General features: G+C 40.6%; 12 protein-coding genes and 1 pseudogene. 4 read left to right on the forward strand and 9 right to left on the reverse strand.

Annotated features, from left to right (window positions below; all coding sequences use genetic code 11):
- Positions 1 to 4: 4 nt before the first annotated feature.
- From tpx to L2703_RS04870, 4 genes and pseudogenes are all read right to left on the reverse strand, one after another.
- Complete coding sequence (gene tpx, locus L2703_RS04855; RefSeq protein WP_248970003.1) at positions 5 to 586, reverse strand: thiol peroxidase; 582 nt, start codon at positions 584 to 586, stop codon at positions 5 to 7.
- Positions 516 to 794: pseudogene (locus tag L2703_RS04860) on the reverse strand (hypothetical protein). Before L2703_RS04860 ends, tpx begins: the two are co-directional and overlap by 71 nt.
- Positions 795 to 916: 122 nt before the next feature.
- Entirely contained in the window at positions 917 to 1750 is an 834-nt protein-coding gene (locus tag L2703_RS04865) for a mechanosensitive ion channel family protein (RefSeq protein WP_248970004.1), read from the reverse strand.
- A 25-nt stretch (positions 1751 to 1775) separates the two neighbouring features.
- Entirely contained in the window at positions 1776 to 2423 is a 648-nt protein-coding gene (locus L2703_RS04870; protein WP_248970005.1) for an OmpA family protein, read from the reverse strand.
- A gap of 530 nt (positions 2424 to 2953) precedes the next feature.
- On the opposite strand from L2703_RS04870, the gene L2703_RS04875 reads away from it, so the two are divergent.
- Positions 2954 to 4423: a peptide MFS transporter gene (locus tag L2703_RS04875; RefSeq protein ID WP_248970006.1), complete on the forward strand. Its 1470-nt coding sequence runs from the start codon at positions 2954 to 2956 to the stop codon at positions 4421 to 4423.
- Between the two features lie 67 nt (positions 4424 to 4490).
- Here L2703_RS04875 and L2703_RS04880 read toward each other — a convergent pair whose 3' ends face one another.
- Together L2703_RS04880 and L2703_RS04885 are read right to left on the reverse strand one after the other, a co-directional pair.
- Complete coding sequence (locus L2703_RS04880) at positions 4491 to 5615, reverse strand: response regulator (protein WP_248970007.1); 1125 nt, start codon at positions 5613 to 5615, stop codon at positions 4491 to 4493.
- A 44-nt stretch (positions 5616 to 5659) separates the two neighbouring features.
- Positions 5660 to 6439 (reverse strand): MlaA family lipoprotein, encoded by a 780-nt coding sequence (locus tag L2703_RS04885; protein WP_248970008.1) that lies wholly within the window; start codon positions 6437 to 6439, stop codon positions 5660 to 5662.
- A gap of 293 nt (positions 6440 to 6732) precedes the next feature.
- On the opposite strand from L2703_RS04885, the gene L2703_RS04890 reads away from it, so the two are divergent.
- Both L2703_RS04890 and L2703_RS04895 read left to right on the forward strand, forming a co-directional pair.
- Positions 6733 to 8826 (forward strand): hypothetical protein, encoded by a 2094-nt coding sequence (locus L2703_RS04890; protein ID WP_248970009.1) that lies wholly within the window; start codon positions 6733 to 6735, stop codon positions 8824 to 8826.
- A gap of 3 nt (positions 8827 to 8829) precedes the next feature.
- Complete coding sequence (locus L2703_RS04895) at positions 8830 to 9141, forward strand: EscU/YscU/HrcU family type III secretion system export apparatus switch protein (RefSeq protein WP_248970010.1); 312 nt, start codon at positions 8830 to 8832, stop codon at positions 9139 to 9141.
- A 254-nt stretch (positions 9142 to 9395) separates the two neighbouring features.
- Here L2703_RS04895 and L2703_RS04900 read toward each other — a convergent pair whose 3' ends face one another.
- On the reverse strand, positions 9396 to 9734 hold the full coding sequence (locus tag L2703_RS04900) for a hypothetical protein (RefSeq protein WP_248970011.1): 339 nt from the start codon (positions 9732 to 9734) through the stop codon (positions 9396 to 9398).
- Between the two features lie 597 nt (positions 9735 to 10331).
- Here L2703_RS04900 and L2703_RS04905 point away from each other — a divergent pair.
- Positions 10332 to 11297 (forward strand): DUF3187 family protein, encoded by a 966-nt coding sequence (locus L2703_RS04905; RefSeq protein ID WP_248970012.1) that lies wholly within the window; start codon positions 10332 to 10334, stop codon positions 11295 to 11297.
- A 360-nt stretch (positions 11298 to 11657) separates the two neighbouring features.
- On the opposite strand, the gene L2703_RS04915 is transcribed toward L2703_RS04905, so the two are convergent.
- Positions 11658 to 12596 carry a diguanylate cyclase domain-containing protein gene (locus tag L2703_RS04915; protein ID WP_248970013.1) on the reverse strand — a complete coding sequence of 313 codons (939 nt, stop codon included), beginning with the start codon at positions 12594 to 12596 and terminating at the stop codon, positions 11658 to 11660.
- A 3-nt stretch (positions 12597 to 12599) separates the two neighbouring features.
- On the reverse strand, positions 12600 to 17465 hold the full coding sequence (locus L2703_RS04920; RefSeq protein ID WP_248970014.1) for a PAS domain S-box protein: 4866 nt from the start codon (positions 17463 to 17465) through the stop codon (positions 12600 to 12602).
- Positions 17466 to 17606 lie beyond the last annotated feature (141 nt).

The raw sequence follows: 17606 nt of genomic DNA on the forward strand, positions 1-17606 counted from the left end.
GTGGTTAGTTTGCAGCAATTTCAGTAAGCGCGTTAAGAGCAGCTGTGTAATCTGGGTGCTCACTGACCTCACTAACAAGTTCGTGATACTTTAATATTCCTTGCGCATCAATAATAAATATAGAACGGGCAAGCAAACCACGGTCTTGGATCAGCAAGCCATATTTTTGGCCAAAATCACGCCAGACAGAATCTGACAACACTTTAATTTTATCGACGCTTTCTGTTTGGCAAAATCGCTTTTGTGCAAAGGGCAAGTCTTCGCTGATAGTCAACATAACCACATCTTGACCAAACTGGCTAAACTCTTTATTAAATCGTTTCGTTTGCAATGCACAAACACCGGTATCAAGGCTTGGTACCGCACTAATAAGCACAGTTTTACCTTTAAAGTCGCTTAAACTAATCGGTGTAAACTTTTCATCAACCACTTTAAAAAGTGGGGCGGGTTCACCCAACGCTGGGATTTGACCTTCAAGTGCAACAGGGGTTCCTCCCATGGTAATCATGGTCTTTTCACCCGCGCTCACACTGAAAGCTGCGGCAGAAAAAAGTGTAATTACTGCAAATGTTGAAATAAATTTCATACAAACTCCTAGGGTCTGTTGATCTTTCAAGGTTATTTTTGCAGCGAGTTGTTGGTCTTTTATACAAGGCAGAGACTTTGAAGTGTAGTTATTCTACATAAAAAGTCGATAACGCAGTAAAAATGACCAACAAACGCTGCCCACAGGGTTCGGCTAAAAACGTTTTACTCTTTGTTGAATAGATTTTGCTTAGGTGGCTAGGCTTCAATCCATTCGCCTCGATTAAAACGTTTTTAACTCGAACAAAATTCAACCAGCAAAGATCAACAGACCCAGTATAAAAAAACCAGCAAATGCTGGTTTTTGTTTATAAACATACGTTGCTGCAAATTATTTTGCTGGAACTTCTTTTACATGTAAATCCATTTGTGGGAATGGAATTTCAATGTTAGCAGCGTCTAAGGCATTTTTAATTTGCTCTAGTAGCTCAAAGCGAACTGGCCAATAGTCTGCCGTGCTAACCCAAGGACGAACCACAAAGTTAATTGACGAATCAGCAAGTTCAGCTAAACCAATTGTGTAGCCAGGATCTTTTAATACCAATGCATTGTTATCAAGTACATCAGCAATCACTTTTTTGGTGGTAGCAATATCAGCAGTATAAGACACACCAATAGTTAAATCGATACGACGTTTTTCTAAGGCTGAGTAGTTAGTAATTGTGCCATTCATGATTGAAGAGTTTGGCGCAATAATCACTTTGTTATCGCCTGTGCGTAAACGTGTAGAGAAAATAGTAATCTCATCAACCACGCCTGCAGTGCCTGCCGCTTCAATAAAGTCACCAACGCGACATGGACGGAACAATACCATCAACACACCAGAAGCAAAATTCGATAACGAACCTTGTAATGCCAAACCAACGGCTAAGCCAGCAGCACCGATAACAGCAACCAGTGACGCAGTTTGCACGCCAACCTGACCTAATGTGGCAATAATGGTAAATACAAACACTAATGCCCACGCGAGGTTTGCAACAAATGACACCACAGTTGCATCAACTTTACGGCTATTAAGCACTTTCACCGTGACACGCTTTGCTACACCGGCAAAATATTTACCAATGATAAAAATAACAATAGCAGCTAATGCTTTAAGACCATAAGTCATTAGAAACTCAGGTGCTTGCTCAATTAGACCATCTAAACCTTCTAGGTTTTCCATTTCTCTCTCCCTTAGATAAGCAGAATCATTCTGCTAAAATGATAAATTCTACACGCCGGTTACGCTGTCGCCCTTCTACTGTGGCATTATCAGCCGCCGGCATTTTGCTACTCATGCCAACAACGTCAATCGATGTTGGTTGGAATTGGTAATCATTAACCAATAACTCTTTTATTGCGTTAGCACGTTTAAGTGATAATGCACTATTTATCGCCTCGCTACCTATGATATCGGTATGGCCTTCTAAACGAACCCTGACTTGTGGGTGCTGCTCAATATATTGTTGTACCCTAACTAAAGTGGGGCGTTGGGTTAACAATACATTGGCTTTATCAAAATCAAAATACACAGGTTGAAGAATTGACCCAAAGCAATCAGCAGCCACATTGACATCCGGTTGCTGGCGACATTGCTCTGCAATTAATGCGGCATTATTGGTAATCGTTGCACCAACTTCACCTTCATCGCTGTCGTCGTAATCGTCACCGTCTTCATCAACAATTAAAATATCATTATCAATACAACCATTGGCCATAACAACGGTGTTAATAGGCGTCTCTTGGCAGGCATCTTTTTTGTCGGGTACACCATCAAAGTCAGTGTCGACCCAAGCTAAAGCACTGCTAAAATAAAGGCTAAAAATGGTTAATGTCAAAGTGCGAACGATAGCCATGGGAACTCCTTCGACATAGTATCGAGATGCGTGAATAACAGTCATGTTAACTGTTTATTGACAAAATTAAAAGACAATACTTAATAATCAATGCCTTGCAAACGAGTTATCATCAAACTGTCACAATATGAATACAATGTTATCGACCGCTTTGTTGAAAACCTAACTCAACAAACGCGCATTTCCCAAACAAAAACTTACAACTTACTAACATACAAGCCTTTTTATTTTTTCCTCTGACACACTTTTTAACAGGCTTAAGCGCCCCGTTTCCCGCATTAACATTGACTTTATCGCCTCTAAAAGGGTATATAAGGTTAGCTTTTTGGTGTTTGGTCTGCTTTTAGCATCAAAATGACATAATCTCTTATAAAAATTAACCAATAAAGTCGCTCAGTCATGTTGTATTTATCATTTCCTTGCTTGTGCAAGTGCAAATTGTACCCCATGACTAGACGATAAATGCAAACAAATAATTTCTGTGTCGACATTTTCGCACAGGCAATCACAAGCTTAAGGTGGAAGACTTAATGAGTGAAGCAAAACCAGCAGGAACAATGTTTGGACACCCAAAGGGGTTGTTCTTACTTTTTACAACAGAATTATGGGAGCGGTTTAGCTACTATGCTATGCGCGCCATTTTGGTGCTTTATCTTGTTGATAAAGTACAAAGCGAAGGCGGTCACGGTCTTGGTTGGACTCAAGCCGACGCGATTTCGCTTTATGGTACATTCACCGGTTTAGTATATTTAACTCCGCTACTTGGTGGCTGGTTAGCTGACACCTATTTAGGTCAGCGTAAAGCCATTTATATTGGCGGTTTTTTAATGGCCGCAGGTCAGTTTTTATTAGGTACACCTCATGCTTGGGTTCCTGGTATGGAACTTGAAATGTTTTACCTTGGGTTAGGTACGCTAATTTTAGGTAATGGCTTATTTAAGCCAAATATTTCAACCATGGTAGGTGACCTCTATCAAGAAGGTGATCATCGCCGTGATGGTGCCTTTACCATCTTCTATATGGGTATTAACGTTGGCGCATTCTTATCAGGTATCGTTGTAGGCTCTGTTGTAGCGGCTTATGATGGTAACTTCCAGGCCGGCTTTATTTGCGCTGGTATCGGTATGATAGTGTCGTTAATTATTCAATTCTTTTTTGCACAAAAACTACTTGGTGACATTGGTACTGTACCAGCTGCTAAGCTTGAGCAAAGCAAGAACGAAGCAAAAGGCGAAGTGCGTAAAGAACCATTAACCCAAGTGGAACGTGACCGCATTAAAGTGATTATGGTAATGGGTCTGTTCACAATTATTTTCTGGGCAGGTTTTGAACAAGCCGGTGGTCTAATGAACTTGTTCACGAATGACTTCACCGACCGCATGATTGGCTCATGGGAAGTACCAACAACGTGGTTCCAATCATTAAATGCGATGTTTATTGTGTTATTTGCCCCCGTTATTGCTTCAATTTGGGTCAAACTCGGTAAAAACGAACCTAACTCGCCAGTTAAATTTGCACTAGGTTTGTTCTTCTTAGCTATCGGCTTCTTATTTATGATTGGTGCCGTTTTAGAAATGGGTGGCGACGCTTCTGTTAAATCAAGCATGTGGTGGTTAGTTGGAGCTTACTTCTTCCATACTATGGGCGAGTTATGTTTATCACCTATTGGTTTATCGATGGTGACCAAACTTGCTCCACTGCGTATCGCCTCACTGATGATGGGTGCTTGGTTCCTGTTTATTGCTGCGGCAAACAAGATTGGCGGCTTAGTGGGCTCGTTAATTGGTCATGGTGGTGCAGTTGAAGAACAGCTAGCAAACGCAATGGCTATTTTCGCGGGTATCGCAATCACAGCAGTTATCTCTGGTATTATCTTATATTTAATGTCAGATAAATTAGTTGACTGGATGCACGGTGCAGAAAGCAAACACGATTCTGAAGAGCAAGCTTTAGAAGAAGAAATTGCTGTTACTGCTGAACATGAAGCAATTAAGCGTTAGTAGTATCGACTATAAAATAATGAGTTAACAAAAAATCCCCTTCAAGCTAGCTTGCAAGGGGATTTTTTTATGCTTGACACGTTAACTGCATAAAGCCACCAGCATCGATATCAGACTGATAAATCAACCCTGTAAAGCGATTGTCGAGTAACTGCTGCCTATGCTGCTGATGATAAGTACCAATACAAAGTTTCTCACCTAGCTGCAACTCTCGTCTTTGCACCCCAACTTGGTGCCAATTGACATCACCCAATTGCAATGCACTAGGGAGCACTAACGGCATTAAATGATTATCGTGCCTCAAATAACAACGTAACCCATTACCAGCCTGCCCGACTGCAACTACACGTTGCTGCAAATCAATACACACATAAACGATGTCTGTCAGTATATGTAAGCCCGACCTCACCATTCGCTTATGTAAATACCCAAGCATGTTGCCTGGTTCAATTAATGTTGTACTTAAGCCATTTCGAAATAATTTTAATTTTTGATTCACAAAGCTTCGCAGCAGAACACACCCAAAAGCCGCACTATTGTCTTCAGGGTGAAAATGCGCCATGTACATCACTAGGTGACGCTCACCAACCATAGTCGAGTCAATAAAGTAGGCACTGATATCATTATTTTTAAATAAACTGTAATCAATTACCGCATTTGGGTAATTCACATGAGATGCTGGAAACAATTGCTGTTGTACGCTTTTAGCCGCTTGGACATTTTGTTCAAGCAACTGTAAGTTATCGGTTAATTCTTGATAGGATAATTCGTTCATTTCATGTAAATGAGATTGACCCGCAACATTTAACGGCATTGCAGCGGTTAACATGGCTTGAATAATGGCATGTTCTATCACAAATAAATCAGCTATCGGTTTTGTAAGGTAATCACTTGCCCCTATACGCAGTGCTTCGACCACGTCAGACATCACATCGTTGCCCGATATTACAACGAAAGGAACAGCTGGATTTATACTCTGCATTTGTTTCAGCATAGGTAGGCCACCCAGAACAGGTAACCCCAGATCGGCAATGACAATATCAAATATCTTGTCAGAAAAAAGTGTAAGCCCCTCAGAACCATTGCAAGCTTGCTGAACCCTTGCTCCTTGCCCTTGCAAAAAATCGGCAACAACTTGACGAAATATCGGATCATCCTCAACAAAGAGGATGTTCACATCAGTTAACGCCATACTACAACCCCGCAGATATGCTGTCGGGGTTGTTAAGGTCCCGACTACTCTAGTTCATCTAGAAATTCATCAAGTAATTCATCATCAGCTTGATTTGATGGCACATCACCATCGTAAACTTTGTAATCCATGTGCTGTAAGTATGCATCTTTAGCAAAAGCATAAGGATCCAGAGCATTGTCTAATAGCCTTTCTTGATCGATAGCTTCAGCTCGAGAGTGAAGCCCTTTTAAGCCCCATTTAAGCACCGATTGCCAAAAAGTCAGTTCTGATAAGGGAAAGTATAGACCATCCACCCAATCAGAGGCGATTTCTCTTGTCACAAAAGGGCCATAAAAAGGGGCCATAAAATACGGGCCATTTGGCACACCGTAATAACCCAAAACCTCGTTAAAGCTATCTTGCTTACGAGGCATGCCCATCATCTCAGCAACATCAATAACACCGAGTAATCCAATGGTGGTGTTAACGGTAAATCGCCCCCCCGCATTTGCCGCCCAAAGCCACTTTCCTTGTAAGGTGTTATTCACCAACGAACTGGGTTCTTCTAAATTATAAACAAAATTAATCACCCCCGTTCTTACCGGGTTAGGTACATATTGTTTATAACCATGAGCCACAGGCCTTGCGATATATTTATCTAAAAATAAATAATTAAAGTCCCACATTGTGCGGTTAAATTCTTCAAACGGATCCCTTGGATCGTCATAGGTAATCTCAATCGCAGATTGTGGTTCACTTGCAACTTGAGGCGCTTCACTTTCTGCATACACTGGTATACTAAAAGCCAAAACCGCCTGAAGTAATATCCATTTATACTTCATAAAACTCTCTTTAACATGACAAAGGGTTACTCAACAAACTGCTATTTTTGTCTTTTTATTAAAGCAATTTTTGTTCAAGTCGATATAATTTAACGTACTACACTCAGGCGTTGCCTTGAGATGTTCATTTTTGTAGGACATCAAGCTTGTTCTTATTACTAGCAATCTTTATCAACACAACAACTTGATAAAATGAATTGCCCCAATATGAGCAACAAGAACGCTAAGGATACTGCGGCTGTTGACAATATCAATCAAAAGTTTGTAAAACATGTTCGCTAAATAGGATATTTATGGTTTTGCCTACTGCACATTCAGCGACAACAATAGCAACACCAGCACCGCAACAACCTGCAAATGCAAGTCAGGCAAATACATCTGCCCCCCAGCAAACCCAAAGTAGCTCAGAAACCGCTAAGCACATAACAAGTAATATAACGTCCGATCTTTCGGCCATGCTTTTGCCTGTGCAAGTACAACAAAAACAAACATCTGTTAACACTCAAATCAATGTCGCGATTCAAGAGCAGCAGTACCTACTTAATAAGACCGCCGAACTACAAAAATTATTACAGCAGACATCTCAAATTGTGATTTCAAACGAGCAAGCCAAATCAGTTGCCAGAGCTGCAATGACTCAAGTAGCCATCCCTGCTGACGTCGCTCAACTCGCAACACAAACAATGGCTAGCGCAAAACCCATACCCGCTCAGCTCATATTACTTGCGCAAACAGTACAATTTGCCTTACCGCAATCCTTAACTGAGCTAGCGGCACAAAATGGGGTATCAACCAAACAATTGATGACCTTAGCCTCTCGGCCTCAAGGGTACCCCTTACCCACAGCACATATTTCTCAAGGTCAATTAACATTTACCGATGGCCCCACCGTCCAACTGCCCAACAGCACAGTACTCAATAATGGCCAATATCTGGCCAAAGTCGTGCTTAACCAACATCAATTACAACTCGCTTTAACACCAGTCATTGGCGAGATAAAAGTCGACTTACTCAAACAATCATCGACGCCCCAGTCTGTACAACACAATAATATTGTGGTCACTAAAAACGAACCGGTACAAATCTTAAGTCAATTTTTAAAAAAATTAGAAGCAAGTCCGCTACCATCGACAAATACGGTAAACGAAACCACACAGTTAAAAACGCCCTCTGGGCAAATAAGCGCTGCAGTCAATAGCACTCAACTAGCAGAGAAAAGCCCGGCTGAACGCACACAAATGGTTAGCCAACAAACAGTCAACAGTACAAAATCACAAGATATTGCCGGTTTAAATACCCAAAACACAGCCCAGAGCCCACAAACTAAAAATAACGATACTCTGGCCAATATCCAGGCACAGGGAAAACAAACTGAGGTAAAAACCAACCCGCTTAATCTCAATCAAGGCACGACAAAATCAGGCAGTAACGCTAACATTCAACAACTTACGCAAAACCCAACGTTACCTCAGACTAAACAGGAAACAGCACTTGGCGCCAAACCGCTCAATACGACACCAAATCAAGATCCTCAACCCATCGAAGTGTTAAATAAAGCGTTGTCCAAAGCCGGGGCCATGCCGATAAAACAACAGCATTCGTTACAAGTGTCCAATAACTTAGCCACAGAACTATTAAAACAATTACCGCAAATTAACCCACAGCCGCTAAGCGCCTTAAGTGACCCTAAATTACTTAGCAATGAGCTCTATAGCCTTGCTGGATTAAACCTGGCACAAACTCAATTAAGCGCTAATAACGCCGTCGCCACAACACTGTACTCTGGTGGTGCGATTACCACCTTATTCCAACTGTTGCTTGGTGTAAAAGCCAAAACAACGGGCACAGGAATTAGCGCTAAATTGCAAGAACATCTTAACCAGTTGCAACAACGCACCCTGGCAAAATTAAGCGCTAACTCAGGTTTGTTAAGCGCATTAGATAAACTCGGTGGTGCCGATTCTTTAGCACAATTGGCTGGTAGCATTGCGTTATATCAACAAGCCAGTACCGATCCAAGCCAAGCAATGACCTGGTATTTTGCTCTACCTTATTCACTCAACCAGCGAAATGAGCAATTTGAAGGTAAATTCGAACAAGAAAATGAACAAGATAACGACAAGTCAAGTGGATGGAAACTTCAGCTTAAATTCAACATGACGCAAGGGTCATTGCTTATTTGTGCCCACAAAAAAGCTGAAAAGCTCGATATCCAGTTTAAAGGTAACAACCAAGCATTGTTGGCCAAGGTCGACCAATATAATGGTGCTTTAGCCGACAAAATTAGCCAAATAGGCTTAAGCCCTGGTACCTTCAGTACTCAATTAACCCCCATTCCTGCAACCTTACTGCCCGGTGATCATTACCTTGTCAAAACGAGAGCTTAACCAATGAATGATGAATCAAAAAAAATTCAGCAAGCTGTAGCACTTAGCTTTGATGGTAAACACGCCCCTAAAGTAACAGCAACAGGTAAAGATCTCGTCGCAGAAGAAATCATCGCCATTGCTAAAAGTGCCGGGATCCATATCCACCAAGATCCCCATTTGAGTGAGTTTTTACAACTATTAACACTCGGAGAAGAGATCCCCAAAGAGCTCTATTTACTGATTGCCGAACTCATCGCTTTTGTTTACATGCTCGATGGAAAATTTCCAGAGCAGTGGAATAATCTTCACCAAAAAATTATTGCTCAAGCGTAGGGGCAGTTGATCTTTGTTGGTAAATTAACCTGATCTCGGGATAATAAATGCCTTTCAAACAGTCCTTTGCCCTGCTCACAGCGTTGAATCGACTTACAATAGGCTAGCTATTGACGCGTCAATTCGCCTTGTTAGCAGAACAAATGACAAGCTTGAAAGTGAGAATGGGTAACATGTTGATTTTAAATAGTATAAGATCATCCCTTATCCCGAGATCAGGTTAAATTATTCAGTCAGGTTGAGGCTAACCTGGCTTATGCCAAAAGTTGATAGGCAACTCTACCGCTCATAATCACCCCACCCGTACCTAAGCCTGCAAGGCACAAACCAGCTAGATGATCTTGATCAAATTCAAGCCAGCCGTTAAATGCAGCATAAAATCGCAATGAAATTCCATATAAAACAATAAAGGCTAATGAAATAAAGCTGTAGAGATAATGTTCTGGATAAAAAAACGTCAACAATGGGATAAATGCTAATACATAATCGCCGATTTTATATTCAAAATCAGTGTTATTTTCGATGATAACATCGAGTAACATTTGCAGCGGAATAATAATGACCAGCAAACCTAACAACAGAATAAAGTCCATCAATCCTCCGTTGGTCTGCAGTAAATACAGACATTGCTAGCTTGAGTAAAGACAAGCCGACTATTGAGAGTAATTGACCGAGTTAACCACCTATTTATCACACGATATTTAGGTTTAAAGCAAAACGAGGGACCATGTTCATTCAAGCTAATGGCAAAGACATGGCAAAAAAACCGTCTAATCCAATCCATTATAAATTCCATTTATAAGTGTTTCGTCCATTTCAAACTGTCACAGTATCAATAATAAGATAAAAAAATACAATGCAGTTAACAAAATTTATAACTTGTTTTTAGCTCACAATCAATCATTTACATCATTTAATACCAATCCTTATTAGAATAAGACATATTGGCATACTCTATAATGAGATCCGTAAAGCAAATAGGCATCAGCGAACATGTGATCCAGTTAATACTTGATATAATTTATCGCAATATTTAGTTCATTTTTGATTGTTTAATTTTATATTGTGCACAATGATAATAGTCAACTCGATGGTGATGATGTTTCCCCAAAACAACACAAGCTCACCGAATTAATGGCAGTGTTAACGCTGAACAAGATTTCACGCAATCAATGAGAGAGATGATGTCAATGAAAGCCAATTTGTTAATTACACTTTCAGGATTAGCTGTATTTCCTGCAGTTCAAGCTCAAATGGTAGACTTTGACGATTACGGCCCACTAAGGGTTTATGCTCAATCACCAATCCAATCAATCAACCACAGCCCATTACTCCGCTCCGGATTCTCATTACCCAATGACCAAAAAGAATGGTATATCACAGCCAACATCGGAAGCATTTGGTCTGAGTCAGATGTATTGCTCGCTGATTACTATCAAAATACTGTCTCGGGTGGCATAAAATGGCAAATGTCTGATGCCCTAATGTTAGATGTAAATTACCGATGGGCATTTAGTGCAGATAACCATTTAGATTCGCTCACAATGTGGTTCCATGATGTTTTTGGGTTTGATCAAAATGGTCGTCAAGATCAAGCCAAGCATCAAAACCAAATTCATTCAGATGAATATGATATTCACATTGATGATTTAAGCGGTAAAACCCTCGAAAACGCCTTAACGGCATACTTAGGCTATCAATTATTACAAAATGAGCATCATGGATTATCTGTTGGCGCTAGCCTCTATTACAAAGCTGTCGACAGTGGCCCATTTGCTGAAGATTCTTTTGCGCAAAGTATCCAAATAAACTATAGCTACAAAAATGGTCGACATCATGTTAATTCAAGCTTTGGAGTCAGCTTTATTGAAGACACAGAGTCGATATCAACCAATAATTATAACTCTCGTTTCACCACGTTTGGGATAGGCTATGAATATCGCAGCGGTCGCCATGGTTGGTTAGCTGAGATACACAGATATGAGGGACTGGTAAGCTGGGATGAAAACTTCTCAGATGCGTCTCATGAAGCGTTACTCGGTTACCGTTACTACTTAAATAGCAGTGCGATTGAATTTACTCTGGTTGAAAATTTTGAAAACATGGATAACAGTGCTGACATTGCTTATACCATCGGCTTTCGCAATCGCTTTTAATGCACATAATGTAAACAACTGCCATCGTCATTAGGCAATGCCACTCAACTGCCTAATGACAAACATAACACCTAAATGTGCCTAGGGCCTGTTGATCTTTGCTGGTTGAATTTTGTTCGAGTTAAAAACGTGTTAATCGAGGAGAATGGATTGTAGCCTAGTCACCTAAGCAACTTTTTATTTGTAAAGCATTGTTCAACAGAGAGTAAAACGTTTTTAGCCGAACCCTGTTGGCAGCGTTTGTTGGTCATTTTTACTGCGTTATCGACTTTTATGTAGAATAACTACACTTCAAAGTCTCTGCCTTGTACAAATGGCTAACAATTCGCTGCAAAAACAACCTTGAAAGATCAACAGACCCTAGAGTACCTGTACACCAAGCACCCTATTTCGCCCACGCTCTTTAGATAAATAAAGTTGTTTATCCGCGGCCTCTATGAGTATCTTATCGTCTTTATTTCTTACAGGAACAATCGTGGCGACGCCAGCGCTTAATGTCACATAATCAGAGATGTGTGATTTCTCATGGGTGATTTTAAGAGCAATGATGCTATCGACAATTTGTTGTGCAACATAAGTGCCGCCAGTTAAATCCGTATTTGGCAACACACAGATAAACTCTTCACCACCATAACGAGCCACTAAATCATAAGGACGATTGACAGTATCTTGAATTGTTTGAGCGACTTTCCTTAAGCAAGCATCGCCTTCGGTGTGCCCGTAGGTATCATTAAATAATTTAAAGAAATCAATATCCAATAAAATAATGGTTAATGGCTGTTGCTCACGGCAACATTGCAACCAACTGACTGGCAATGTTTGTTCAAATTTACGGCGGTTAGCCACGCCAGTTAATCCATCAAGCAACGCAATTGAACGTAGTAAATCTGATTGAGATTTTAATGTTAACTGATTTCTGATTCTTGCCTTGGTAATGATTGGGTTAATAGGCTTATGAATAAAATCAACGGCCCCAAGGTTAAACCCTTTGACTTCTTTATCTTCATCAAAATGGCCACTGATAAAAATAACCGCAATTTCTTTTGTCGCCGGATCACTCTTAAGATGAGCGCATACATCAAATCCGTTAAGAATTGGCATTTCAATATCTAATAACACCAAATCCGGGTTTACTTTTTTACACATATCAATAGCCTGATGACCATCTCTTGCCATGTAAATATCGTAATCATCTTGCAGTAATTGATGCAGTATTTTTATGTTAACGACCTGATCATCAACTAATAATATCTTTCCTTTAGCAGGAGCAACACCCGAAATATACTCATCTATGAACACACACTACTCCTTAATTATCGATTTCAGTGTATCGATAGCATCCAAGAATTCTAATTGGCTTACCTGTGCTTGTAATCTTAACCAGTGGCTATCTGCCGCCACGTTCTCTAACAACTGTGCTAGGTAGCTTATCGCATCCAGGTTTTGATCAACTAACAAATCCATTAATCGATATTGTTTATCTATCGTTATACTGGTTATCGGCAATAACTCGGTTTTATCCAACTCATTCTCTGGCGTTTTGGGTTCATCAGGAAATAACGTGTCTAGCATATGTAAACTGTCATTTATTTGCCCCTGCATTTGGCTTAAACAATAATTGGGGTCAATGTGAGCACCCTGTTTCATTTTTTGTTCTAGCTGGGTAGCAAACGCGGCCAAGCGCTTAGCACCAATATTACCCGCAGTCCCTTTAATGGTATGAGCTATAATACTCACTTTATCATTATCTTGCATTGCAAATGCCTGAGCTAATGCGCTTAACTGCTCAGACATTTCGTTAGAAAAATGATGTTTTACATCCATAAAAAATGCAAGCTCGCCACCAAAGCGGCGTAAAATAGAATCTGGATTTTCGATAATCACATCATCATCAGTTAACGCTATTTCGGTATCAACTACATCATCGCCTTCAAACACGGCGTCTTTGCCTAACAGCCTCAACATGCAGGGGAGTAGCAAGGTCATGTCTATCGGTTTTCCGATGTGATCGTTCATACCGGCTTCTAAACACAGTGTTTTGTCAGCCAGTGAGGCATTTGCTGTCATTGCAAGTATGGTTAAATCATTGAACCGTCCATCAGCACGGATGAGTCGTGTTGCCTCAAGTCCGTCAATATCAGGCATTTGCATGTCCATAATCACAATATCAAATTTGTTTTGAGATTGTGTCACCCACTCTACACCTTCTACACCGCCTTTAGCGAGTGTCACCAGCGCTCCTTGCAAGCGGAGTAACTCGTCTATCACCTGACGATTTAATTGGTTGTCCTCAACCACTAGCACTCTTATGCCCTGCAGAGCAGGGCCGGTGATTTTTTTGGCCTCAACCGGTAAGTAAACCCCGGTTATCGCTTGATTAACGGCCTCAAGCATTAAATTAGCGGTGATAGGTTTACTTAACATATTAACAAAAGGTTGCTGACTGTACTGTTTAGTTTGTTTCATCACCTCAGTGCCATAAGCCGTCAGCATAATAATTGCTGGTGCACTCCCTTCTGGGAACATTAACTGAATATGTTGCGCCGTTTCTAAACCATCCATGTCAGGCATACGCCAATCCATGATAATCACATCGTAATGGTTTGTTGCATGTAAACTTTGCTCAATTAAATTAATAGCTTGTTGACTATTACTCGCTTCATTAACATACGCACCATGAGCCACTAACGTTTTTGCCAATATTTTTCGGCTCATTTTACTGTCATCGACAATAAGAATATTTTTCCCATGTAAATCAATATCTAAATAAGTATTTTTCAATTCAACAACAGCAAAATCTAAGTCAAACCAAAAACGACTGCCTTGGCCTAACTTACTGCTTAAACTTAACTCTCCGCCCATTAACTCAACTAAGCGTTTAGTAATGGCAAGCCCAAGGCCTGTACCACCAAATCGCCTTGAAGTAGATGACTCAGCTTGAACAAACCCCTGAAATATCTTAGTTGCTTGCTCATCGCTAATCCCAATGCCGCTATCTGACACCGAAATACTGAGCTTCACGTCATCTTGAGTCAGTAGCTTACAGTGCACTCCAACAATCACATGCCCTTCTGTTGTAAATTTAATGGCATTACCCGCAAGGTTTAACAACACTTGTCTTAAGCGCTGCTCATCCCCCTCAATTAAGTAAGGGATATCGGGGTCAAGGTCAAAAATCACTTCCAGACTTTTACTGTGAACATTTGTCGCCAACATGACAGCAAGTTCGCGCATTAAGGTTTCCATTTGAAATGGATGCTGATCGACTTCGAGCTTTCCGGCATCAATTTTAGAAAAGTCTAATATATCATTTAACAAGCCTAACAATGACTTAGCTGCGACTTCTGCTTTTGTCACGTAATCAAGCTGTTGCCTTGTCATATCAGAGTGTTGTACTAATTGAAGCATACCTAACACCGCATTCATTGGGGTGCGGATTTCATGGCTCATATTGGCCAAAAATGCTGACTTAGCCGCACTTGCCGCATCAGCGGCTTGTTTTGCCAGCCTTAATGTATGCTCTAGTTCACGCTGCTCCGTAATGTCGCGATTAATCCCCACAACCCTAACTGCGGTACCTTTATTGTCGTAACTGATTTGTGCGCCAGCATGAATGTAGCGAATTTGATTAGACCGAGTAATGATCCTAAAAGTCGGCTCATAGGTTGTGTTATTAATTATGGCTTGCTGTAAGCATTGCTCTGCCATATCAATATCTTCTGGGTGTACTCTATCTCGCCAGTGCTGGTAAGTCAGTCCTGCTTCTTTTATTTCAAGCGGGTAATCATACATAACAAACATCCGGTCGTTCCAAAGCAAATCGTCGGTGAGTAAATCTAAATTCCAAATCCCCAACTCAGCGACTTCTGCAGCTTTTATCAACTGGTTACTTGCTGATACAAGCTCTTCTTGTTGCTTAAGCATAGTGTCAATGTTCACGGCAACACCCAAGTAGCCAACAATGTTTCCAGCATCATCTCGCATTGCAGAAACAGACAAAGACACCGCGCATTGCGAATAATCTTTTCTCACGTAGGTCCATTGACGGGTTTCTGGCCCCTCGTGTCTGGGTTTATAAACAAAAACATTAAATGCGTTTATGTCTTCACCAAACTCTTCACTCAACTCCTTACCTCGCAGCCTCACTTCGCTAGGAACGTGGAATACCGCAGGGCTCATTTTGCCCACAACTTCCTCAGCACTATAGCCAAGCAGTAATTCTGCACCACGATTGAAAATCGTAATAATGCCTTCGTTATCGGTGGAAATAATGCCAATTTCAGACGCGGCAGACAGCACATTGGTTAACAAGGATGTCAGTTTATTGTTTTCAAACTCAATACTTTTACGATCAGTGATGTCTATTCGCAGTGCAATACAACGTTCAAGTTCGCCAATACTGTTTAAAACGGGGGTAATAACTGTGTCAAACCATTTACTGTTACCCTGTTTGTCATAATTACAAACTTCTTTATGCCATGATTTACCTTGGGTAATGGTTTCCCACATGGTTTTCCAAAATGCATCATCATGTTGATCCGATTTTAATATGGAATGGGTTTGGCCAATCATTTGCTCTCGAGTAAACCCCGATGCAATACAAAAATAGTCGTTAACCGCTAAAATAACGCCATTTTTATCTGTCTCGGAATAAAGTAATTGTTGATTGATGTTTTCAAGTAAGGTTTTGTTTTCGGATAACGCCTCTTGCAATGCTTGGGTTCGCTCAGCCACTTTACGCTCAAGATTGGCGTTTAAGCTTAAAATCTGCTTTTCAGCATTTTGTTGCGCGGTAATATCGCGAATAGTTTGGCTTACCCCCGTGATCACACCAAATTCATTGTAAATGGCTAATGACGTCATGGTTGTTGCCAGTAACTCATTGTCTTTTCGCTTATGTTGACCAATCAAATTTAATAGTGGCTTACCCTGTAGCACTTGTTCAAACAATGCCTTCTCTGCCTGTGAGTTTTCACTATCAGGTGCTATGCATGTGTAATCTTTTACACCCACAACATCGTTAGGCACATAACCAAAAGTGGACTCGGCTCCTTTATTCCACCCAGTAATCACACCATCGCAGTCGTAACTAATAATGGCATCTTGCGAATGTTCTAAAATATTGGATCGACGTTCATTATCTTCAATAATGATACGCTTTCTACCCAAAGTGACACTGTAAAAACAAATAAATGAGCCTAATAACAAACTTAAAACCAGCCCATAAATAAACACAATATTGGGCGAGGTTAAATTAAGTCCGCTCACAAAATTAGGGTAAGCAAAAACGCCTATTTGCCACTTTCGGCCAAACACTTCACGTTCTAACTCAACATGGTACTGAGATAGTGGCGAGGCATCATCGATATGAGTTTGATAAAAAGTAATTGCATTATCGCTGTCGGTAATGTCGGTGATAGCAAGTTTAGTGGTTTGCCTTGATAAAGAAAGATCGTTAAAGACCTCATTAGCAACCAATGGAGCATAACTCCAACCAAAAGCATTCTGCTCTCTAAGCTCTGGAGTTAAAGGCGTATTGCCCGTTTGATAAATTGGCATCAAAATTAAAAAGGCTTGTAAGGGGTTTCCAGTAGCTTGCACAAGGGTTATGGGGCCGGTTAACCGCACTTCACCGCTAAGGTAAGCCTCTTTTGCTGCAGTTTTACGGTTACCCTCAGATGCGATATCTAACCCTACCGCAGAGTAGTTTCGTTCTACAGGTTCAATATACTGGATGATATAACGTTCATCATCGTGGGGAGTTAACTGCCTAATGGCAAAATGAGGCCAATCATCTTGTTGAGCTTGAGCAATAAACTGCGCTTCATCTTGTTTATCCACCCGCCGGATAAACCCAAAACCACGCGCACCAGGAAACTCAACATCTAACTCACGAGTCAGGCTGTATTTTATAAATTTAGCACGAGATAACTCCTCACCAGCCGTGTATATAATGCCTCGTGAACTACGTAACCCATATTGATAAAGCTTAAAGCGGTCGGTAATGTTGTTAGTGATCTGTAACGATACGTCTTCAAGTGATTTACTAACAAATTGATTATTTTGATTTTTTACCTGTAAGGCAACGCCTGCACTAATGGCCAAGCCAAGAGCGAAAACTCCAACACCTAATTTAAGCGCATTTTTGTAACTAGCAAATATGGTCATTTTTATAATTAGTTTAGGGTTACCGATAATTAACTGTGGACGATAATTTAGCGGATTACAAGCTAGACATTGAAAAATATAGTTTTTTTAATTGATTATTTGCAAGGTAACGCAGCACTGAGGTGACGCTTTGATAACAAA

The sequence above is a fragment of the Shewanella basaltis genome (assembly GCF_023283885.1).
GTDB classification, from domain to species: Bacteria; Pseudomonadota; Gammaproteobacteria; order Enterobacterales; family Shewanellaceae; genus Shewanella; species Shewanella basaltis.